The organism is Caballeronia sp. (assembly GCF_049581465.1).
GTDB lineage: Bacteria > Pseudomonadota > Gammaproteobacteria > Burkholderiales > Burkholderiaceae > Caballeronia.
In genome coordinates this window covers 1-7,277 of record NZ_JBAUSA010000359.1, presented here as the reverse complement: position 1 = coordinate 7,277, position 7,277 = coordinate 1, and the positions used below count along the sequence as shown (strand labels likewise).

The window sequence follows — 7,277 nt, the reverse complement described above, 5'->3', positions numbered from 1 at the left end:
CACAGAGTTTCGCACACCGTATCGCGTGATCAATTTCCACGGCTGCAATAGCTGCTTCAACGACACCACGGCCGAATTCGATGCGGAGAATTTCGGATGGTGTCCCCGCCGCTTCGACAAGTCGCAGCCGTTTCAATGCACGGCGGTGATCGCCCCCGAGTTCGTGATGAGCGTCGTCGATAAACTCATCGACGAGCGCGGCCTCGGTCAAGCCGTCTGAAGCACCGCGAGCGCGGCGAGCAATTCGGCTGGTTCGTAGGCGGCCAGCACGTTCTCGGCAGGCTTTTTCAGCGCGTTCAGGTCCGCGCGCAGAATCTCCTGCTTGACCACCAGCAACTGGCTCGGGTGCATCGAAAACTCGGTTAATCCCATGCCGAGCAACAGGCGCGTGAGCGTCGGATCGCCGGCCATTTCGCCGCACACCGAAACCGGCACACCTGCCGCCTTCGCCTCGCGCAGCGTGAAACCGATCAAATGCAGCACCGCCGGATGCAACGGATCGTAAAGGTGCGCAACGGCGTTGTCGGCACGATCGATCGCCAGCGTGTACTGGATCAAGTCGTTGGTCCCTATCGATAGGAAATCCAGCCGCTTCAAGAATAGCCGCACGGCGATCGCCGCCGCCGGAATCTCGATCATTGCGCCAATCGGGATGTTGCGATCGTAATCGATGCCCGCTGCGTCGAGCTGACGCTTGGCCTCCTGAATCAGGTCGAGCGTCTGGTCGATTTCCTGGGCATGTGCGAGCATCGGGATCAGGATTTTGGCCCGCCCGAACGCCGACGCCCGCAAGATCGCGCGCAATTGAGTTGTGAACATCTGCGGCTCGGACAGGCTCCAGCGGATCGCGCGCAATCCGAGCGCCGGATTTTGCGCGGTTTCGTACCCGTCGCCACCGCTCATCGAGTCCAGCGGCTTGTCCGCGCCCACGTCAATCGTGCGAATCGTGACGGGTCGCCCCTTCATCAGTTCGATCGCGCGCCGGTACGCTTCAAACTGTTCCTCTTCCTCCGGCAACGCGTGTTTGTGATTCATGAACAGGAACTCGCTGCGGAACAGGCCAACGCCCATCGCGCCGGCTTCCAGCGCCGTCCGGGCGTCGTCGGGCAACTCGATGTTCGCGCACAAGTCGATCTTGGTGCCATCGAGCGTCTGGGTTGGCGAGAACTTGAGGCGCTGCAATTTGCGCTGCTCAAGCACTTTCTCGCTCTGCCGATACGAATATTCCTCAAGCACGATCGGTGCCGGATCGACGATCACAATGCCGTAGTCGCCGTCCACGATGATCAAGTCGTTCTGCCTGATCAGCGCGCTCGCCTGCTGCACGCCGACCGAGGCCGGAATGCCAAGGCTGCGCGCGACGATCGCCGTGTGCGAGGTGCGGCCGCCCAAGTCCGTGACGAAACCCTTGAACGCCTGCGTCTTGAACTGCAGCATGTCAGCCGGCGCAATGTCGTGCGCGACCACGATCATGTCGTTGTGGCCGTTGCTGGCGGCGCCATCGACCACGAGCGTCGCGGTCGACGGCGCGCCTGCGAGCGCTTTCAGCACGCGTTCCACCACCTGCTGGATATCGGCTTTGCGTTCGCGCAGGTATTCGTCTTCGATATCGTCGAAATGGCGGCTTAGGATTTCAAGCTGTTCGGTCAGCGCCCATTCCACGTTGTATCGACGCGTACGCACAAGATCAATGGTTTCGTGAACGAGCATGGCGTCGTTCAGGATCATTGAATGGACGTTGATGAACGCGCCCATTTCACTGGGAGCGTCGGCGGCGAGGTCGTCGCGTAGCGCGTCGAGCTCAGCGTGCACCTGTGCCTGAGCCGCGTGAAAGCGCTCGATTTCAATATCAATATGTTCCGGTTCGACCAGGTAATGATCGACCTCGAGTGCGGCCGCCGCGATCAGATACGCGCGGCCGATGGCGATACCGCGCGAGACGGGAATTCCATGCAGCGTGAACGACACGCGCACCTCCTCTAGTTGTTGGCGCTCTCAGTCGGCCGATTGCCGGCTGGCAAGTCTAACCGTCCACCATTATAAATTCGATCTCGTTTTATAACGCTGTGCGTCGCAGCGCGCGTTTGTCGCACGACGACTTAAAGTCAGGTCGACGTCATCGAATGCACGCAAAAAAGCCGCGTCGATGCGCGGCTTTTTTTACGTGTGACAGCTTGGTCGGCAGGACAGGCCTATTGTCCTTCGCCAAATTTATCGGCAATCAGGGCAAGAATGGCCTTCATCGCTTCGGCTTCGTCCTCGCCTTCGGTTTCGATCGTCACCGTGCTACCGATTCCCGCCGCCAGCATCATCACGCCCATGATGCTTTTTGCGTTGATCCGGCGGGTGTTGCGGCTCATCCAGACCTCACACTTGAAATTGCCTGCCAGTTGCGTGAGTTTCGCTGATGCCCGCGCGTGCAGTCCCAGCTTGTTTACGATGGTCGTTTCCTGTTGCAGCATGATGCTCCGGGGCGCGGGGTGAAAGGCCTAAACCTTAGAAACTTGCCTTAGAAACTTGCAGATTTTGCCGGAAGGCACGCGGTTGCGGCGACACCGGCAGCCGCATTCGCGACCGCCGCGCGGGTGGCCATCGCGCATTGATTCGCAGGCGTAGAGGCATCGAGTTCCTGAATGCCTTTCGATCCACCTTGCAACGACTTTTCGGCGAGCGTTTCGAGCGGCGTGGTCCGGTAACACACGGCGCGCACGAGCATCGGCAGATTCACGCCAGCCAGCACACAGACGCTATCGCTCGCCAGGCTTTGCGCGATATTTGCGGGCGTGGCGCCGAACACGTCGGTCAACACGATCGCACCGTTATCTTCCTTCAGACGGTCGATTTCGGAGCGCGCAAACGCGCGAACTTCGACCGGATCGCAATCCGGCATGACGTCGATCACGCCAATGCGGGCGGGCAAACCGCCGTAAATGTGGGTAATACACTCTCGCAACGCCGAAGCAAGCGGTGCGTGCGCAATGATCAAAATGCCAGCCATGTCAGGTTTTACTGCCCTAAAACGACGCAATACGTCGGGAATCGCGGGAAATTGCTGTTATGTGCGCCTGGCGCTTCCGGTCTGGATGCGTTGGCGCTGGACGTCACTGTTTAACAAGCTTAGTCAAATTTCTCACATCATGTGCAACGCATTGCGCCGCAACATAATTCCTGTTGTCGTTCCAGGGACGGATCGCGCCCAAAAACGACTTTCAGTAAAGTCACGAGAAGGAGATTGTAACAAGTCTGGGTTAAATCAACTCGAACCAGCCCATTTCGGGCGATCGCCTCTAGTTTCAGGCCGCAACCGCGCGTTCAAGCGCATCGATGAACATTCCGGCCACATCGAAACCCGTCTGATCCATGATTTCGCGGAAACACGTCGGGCTGGTGACGTTGACTTCGGTCAGGTAGTCGCCGATGGCATCGAGTCCCACCAGCAACAATCCCCGTTCGACGAGCACCGGCCCAAGCGTTTCGGCGATTTCGCGATCCTTCGGGGAAAGCGGCTGGGCGCGCCCCAACCCACCGGCCGCGAGGTTGCCGCGCACCTCGTTGCCCTGCGGAATCCGCGCGAGCGAATACGGCACCGGCTGGCCGCCGATCAGCAAAATGCGCTTGTCGCCTTCCGCGATCTGGGGAATGAACTTCTGCGCCATGACGCTGCGCGCGCCGTTGTCGCTGAGCATTTCCACGATCGTGCCAAGGTTCATGCCGTCGGGCTTCACACGAAACACCCCCATGCCGCCCATGCCGTCGAGCGGCTTCAGGATCACGTCGCCGTGTTCAGCGTGGAATGCGCGCAAGCGATCGGCATCGCGCGTGACGAGCGTCGGGACAACGTATTGCGGCCATTCGCCGATGGCCAGTTTTTCCGAGTGATCGCGAATCGCCGATGCCTTGTTGAACACGCGCGCGCCAGCTCGTTCAGCCAATTCCAAAAGCCACGTGGACGTCACGAATTCCATGTCGAAGGGCGGATCCTTGCGCATCAGGATCGCGTCGAATTGAGTCAGCAGCCGCGTTTCCGGCTGCTCGGCTGTGTGCCACGGCAGGCGGCTGGAATCGGCTTCGTCGCCGATAATCGCCACGCGCTGCACGGTGCCTTCCACCTTGCCGCCGATCCACGCCAGGTGCTGTGGCCCGCATACGTAAAGCGTGTGCCCGCGACGCGCGGCCTCCGCCATCATGGCGTAGGTTGTGTCCTTGTAGATCTTGAAGTGATCCAGCGGATCCGCGATGAAAAGAATGTCCATAAACGTCCAGTTGGCCATGAAGCCTTGATTGTTCGATGCTCGCGCGCGCTCGGCACGCAATACGCGTTTTTACCACGACACGATGTCATTGCGCCTGAAGCGCAAACGGCCGCAACTTGTGCGGCCATTTGCGTTGGCGCAGAACTAGACGCTGGACTAGACCTGGATACCTTCCGGATCGGTCTTTTCCAGTTCCACCGATGCCGCCAGCAATCCCAACCGCGCCACCACGCCGTACATATAAAAACGGTTCGGCGGCGCGACACCTGGTTTCGCGTGAGCGTCCGGCAATGCCGTGTGCTCGAAGCCGAGCGGTACGAAATGCATCCCTGGCGCGTTGAGATTCTGGTCACGATCCCGGGAATCATGCACACGATAAAACCCGCCGACCACATACCGGTCGATCATGTACACCACCGGCTCGGCCACCGCGTTGCCCACCCGCTCGAACGTGTGCACGCCTTCCTGCACGATCACGTCGTGGACTTCGAGGCCTTCCTTCGCGTCGTTCATCTTCACGCGTTCGCGTTTGGTCAGCGCGGCCACTTCCGACGCATCGTGGACCGTCATCACGCCCTTGCCGTACGTGCCAGCATCGGCCTTGATCACGACATACGGACGCTCGCTGATCCCATACTCGCGATACTTCTTCGCAATCTTCTTCAACACGCCGTCGATAGCATCCGACAGCGCTTGCTCGCCCGTGCGCGCCTCGTAATCGACGCCTTCCACATGCGCGAAATACGGGTTGATCATCCACGGATCGATCTCGACCATCTTCGAAAACTTCTTCGCGACGTCGTCGTAGCAGGAAAAATGATTCGATTTCCGGCGTACCGCCCAGCCCGCATGAAGCGGCGGCAGCATGTACTGCTCGTGAAGGTTTTCAAGTATGGGCGGAATTCCGCCGGACAAATCGTTGTTCAGGAGGATCGAGCACGGATCGAAGTTCTTCAAACCCAGCCGGCGCGGCGTGCGCTCAAGCGGTTCGAGCACGATCTTCTGGCCATCGGCGAGGGCGATGGTCACCGGCCCGTGAATGTTTTCGTCGAGCGTGCCAAAGCGAATGTTCAGCCCGGCCTGGCGCATGATCGTGGCGAGTCGCGCGACGTTTTCAAGGTAAAACGCATTCCGTGTGTGCCGCTCCGGAATCATCAAGAGATTCTTCGCGTCGGGACAGATTTTTTCTATCGATGCCATAGCCGCCTGCACCGCGAGCGGCAGTACTTCGACCGGCAGGTTGTTGAAGCCGCCGGGGAAGAGATTGGTATCGACAGGCGCCAGCTTGAATCCCGCGTTGCGCAGGTCGACCGAACAGTAAAACGGCGGCGTATGTTCCTGCCATTCCAGCCGAAACCATCTTTCGATGGCCGGCGTGGCGTCGAGAATCTTCCGCTCGAGGTCGAGCAGCGGGCCGTTTAACGCCGTGACTAGGTGCGGAACCATTGATAACTCGTGGACTGGAGAGAAAAGATTGTAGGCCAAACACGTTGCATATCTGGGGATGAACTCCCTTTTCCCAAGCCTATTGCGCCGTTTTGTTCAGATCTTCGCAGCAGTGTGCGAGCGCCCTGACGTGCTCCGCATCGACGGATTCAGGACAAAAAAATGCCCGCCATCACTGGGCGGGCAAACTCGCTGCGCTCGTCTCGGAGCCCTGCTAATCGCTCTATTGACCGATTATCCGATGCGAAGCAGGCCTCTCGCGCCCGCCTCGCATCATGTTCAAACACACCTTATTCAACGTGTTCGCCATGCAGCGTCACGTCGAGACCTTCGCGTTCCTCTTCTTCCGTAACACGCAGGCCCATCACCATGTCGATGACCTTCAGCAGGACGAAGCTGACCACGCCGCTGTAGATCAAGGTCGTCAGCACGCCCTTGGCTTGCAGAAGAACGCTGCTGTCCGCGCCGCCGATATCCTTCACCGCGAAGATGCCCGTCAGGAGCGCGCCCAGGATACCGCCCACGCCGTGCACGCCGAACGCGTCGAGCGAATCGTCGTAGCCAAGCTTCGTCTTGAGCCACGTTGCCGACCAGAAGCACACTACGCCAGCAGCAATGCCGATCACGAGGGCGCCAGTGACACCGACGAAACCCGAAGCCGGCGTGATCGCCACCAGGCCTGCAACTGCACCCGAGATGATGCCGAGCACAGAAGGCTTGCCCTTCACGATCCATTCAGCAAACATCCAGCCGAACGCGGCGCATGCGGTCGCGACTTGCGTCGTGAGCATGGCGAAGCCGGCACGGCCGTCAGCCGCCACTGCCGAACCCGCGTTGAAGCCGAACCAGCCAACCCACAGCATCGATGCGCCGATCAGCGAGAGCACCAGGTTGTGCGGAGCCATGACTTCGCGGCCATAACCGACGCGCTTGCCGAGTACCAGGCAGCACACCAGGCCGGCGATACCGGCGTTGATGTGAACCACGGTGCCGCCTGCGAAGTCGAGGATGCCAGCACTAGCCAGCCAGCCAGTCGGTTCCCAGACCATGTGGGCGATCGGCGAGTAGACGATGATCGTCCACAAGCCCATGAACACCAGCATCGCGGAGAACTTCATCCGGTCGGCGAATGCGCCGCTGATGAGCGCTGGCGTGATGATCGCGAACGTCATCTGGTAGACGAAGTAGACGGTTTCCGGAATCGTCGGCGCCAGATGGCTGACGGTCAGGGTGGTCGCCTTGTCACCGTGGATGTAGTTCATGCCGTGCAGGAACACGCGCGAGAACCCACCGATGAACGAGTTACCCGGCGTGAAGGCCAGGCTGTAGCCGACCACGGTCCAGAGGATCGTGACCAGGCAGCAGATCGCGAACGACTGCATGACGGTCGCGAGCACGTTCTTCTTGCGGACCATGCCCGCGTAGAAAAGCGCCAGGCCCGGGATCGTCATGAACAGCACGAGGGCGGTGGAGGTCAGCATCCAGGCGGTATCGCCGGAATCGAATTTCGGTGTCGCGGCAAACGCCGGAGCGCCCGTGAGCGCCAGACCTGCCAACGCCACGCCCATCGCTTTGAAG

General features: G+C 60.0%; 6 protein-coding genes and 1 pseudogene. 1 reads left to right on the top strand and 6 read right to left on the bottom strand.

What is annotated here, in order from left to right; translation table 11 throughout:
- Window positions 1-220 (top strand): annotated as a pseudogene (locus WCA53_RS08980) (autotransporter strand-loop-strand O-heptosyltransferase); the annotation flags it as partial.
- Here WCA53_RS08980 and ptsP read toward each other — a convergent pair.
- From ptsP to WCA53_RS08950, 6 genes are all read right to left on the bottom strand, one after another.
- Window positions 208-1,968: a phosphoenolpyruvate--protein phosphotransferase gene (gene ptsP / locus WCA53_RS08975; protein ID WP_423908159.1), complete on the bottom strand. Its 1,761-nt coding sequence runs from the start codon at window positions 1,966-1,968 to the stop codon at window positions 208-210. The pseudogene WCA53_RS08980 and the gene ptsP sit on opposite strands and share 13 nt — an antisense overlap.
- Window positions 1,969-2,192: 224 nt before the next feature.
- Window positions 2,193-2,462 carry an HPr family phosphocarrier protein gene (locus WCA53_RS08970; protein ID WP_423908157.1) on the bottom strand — a complete coding sequence of 90 codons (270 nt, stop codon included), beginning with the start codon at window positions 2,460-2,462 and terminating at the stop codon, window positions 2,193-2,195.
- A gap of 47 nt (window positions 2,463-2,509) precedes the next feature.
- Window positions 2,510-2,998, bottom strand: a complete 489-nt coding sequence (locus WCA53_RS08965) for a PTS sugar transporter subunit IIA (RefSeq protein WP_423908155.1) — start codon at window positions 2,996-2,998, stop codon at window positions 2,510-2,512.
- A 295-nt stretch (window positions 2,999-3,293) separates the two neighbouring features.
- On the bottom strand, window positions 3,294-4,253 hold the full coding sequence (gshB, locus tag WCA53_RS08960; RefSeq protein ID WP_423908153.1) for a glutathione synthase: 960 nt from the start codon (window positions 4,251-4,253) through the stop codon (window positions 3,294-3,296).
- A gap of 156 nt (window positions 4,254-4,409) precedes the next feature.
- Complete coding sequence (gene gshA / locus WCA53_RS08955; RefSeq protein ID WP_423908151.1) at window positions 4,410-5,699, bottom strand: glutamate--cysteine ligase; 1,290 nt, start codon at window positions 5,697-5,699, stop codon at window positions 4,410-4,412.
- 290 nt (window positions 5,700-5,989) lie between these two features.
- Window positions 5,990-7,277: ammonium transporter (locus WCA53_RS08950; RefSeq protein WP_423908149.1), on the bottom strand; the 1,288-nt coding region annotated here is incomplete at its 5' end.

Coding starts and splice junctions, on each gene's coding strand:
- WCA53_RS08965 (WP_423908155.1), bottom strand. CDS start 2,998: ATGGCTGGCATTTTGATCATTGCGCACGCACCGCTTGCTTCGGCGTTG.
- gshA (WP_423908151.1), bottom strand. CDS start 5,699: ATGGTTCCGCACCTAGTCACGGCGTTAAACGGCCCGCTGCTCGACCTC.
- WCA53_RS08970 (WP_423908157.1), bottom strand. CDS start 2,462: ATGCTGCAACAGGAAACGACCATCGTAAACAAGCTGGGACTGCACGCG.
- gshB (WP_423908153.1), bottom strand. CDS start 4,253: ATGGACATTCTTTTCATCGCGGATCCGCTGGATCACTTCAAGATCTAC.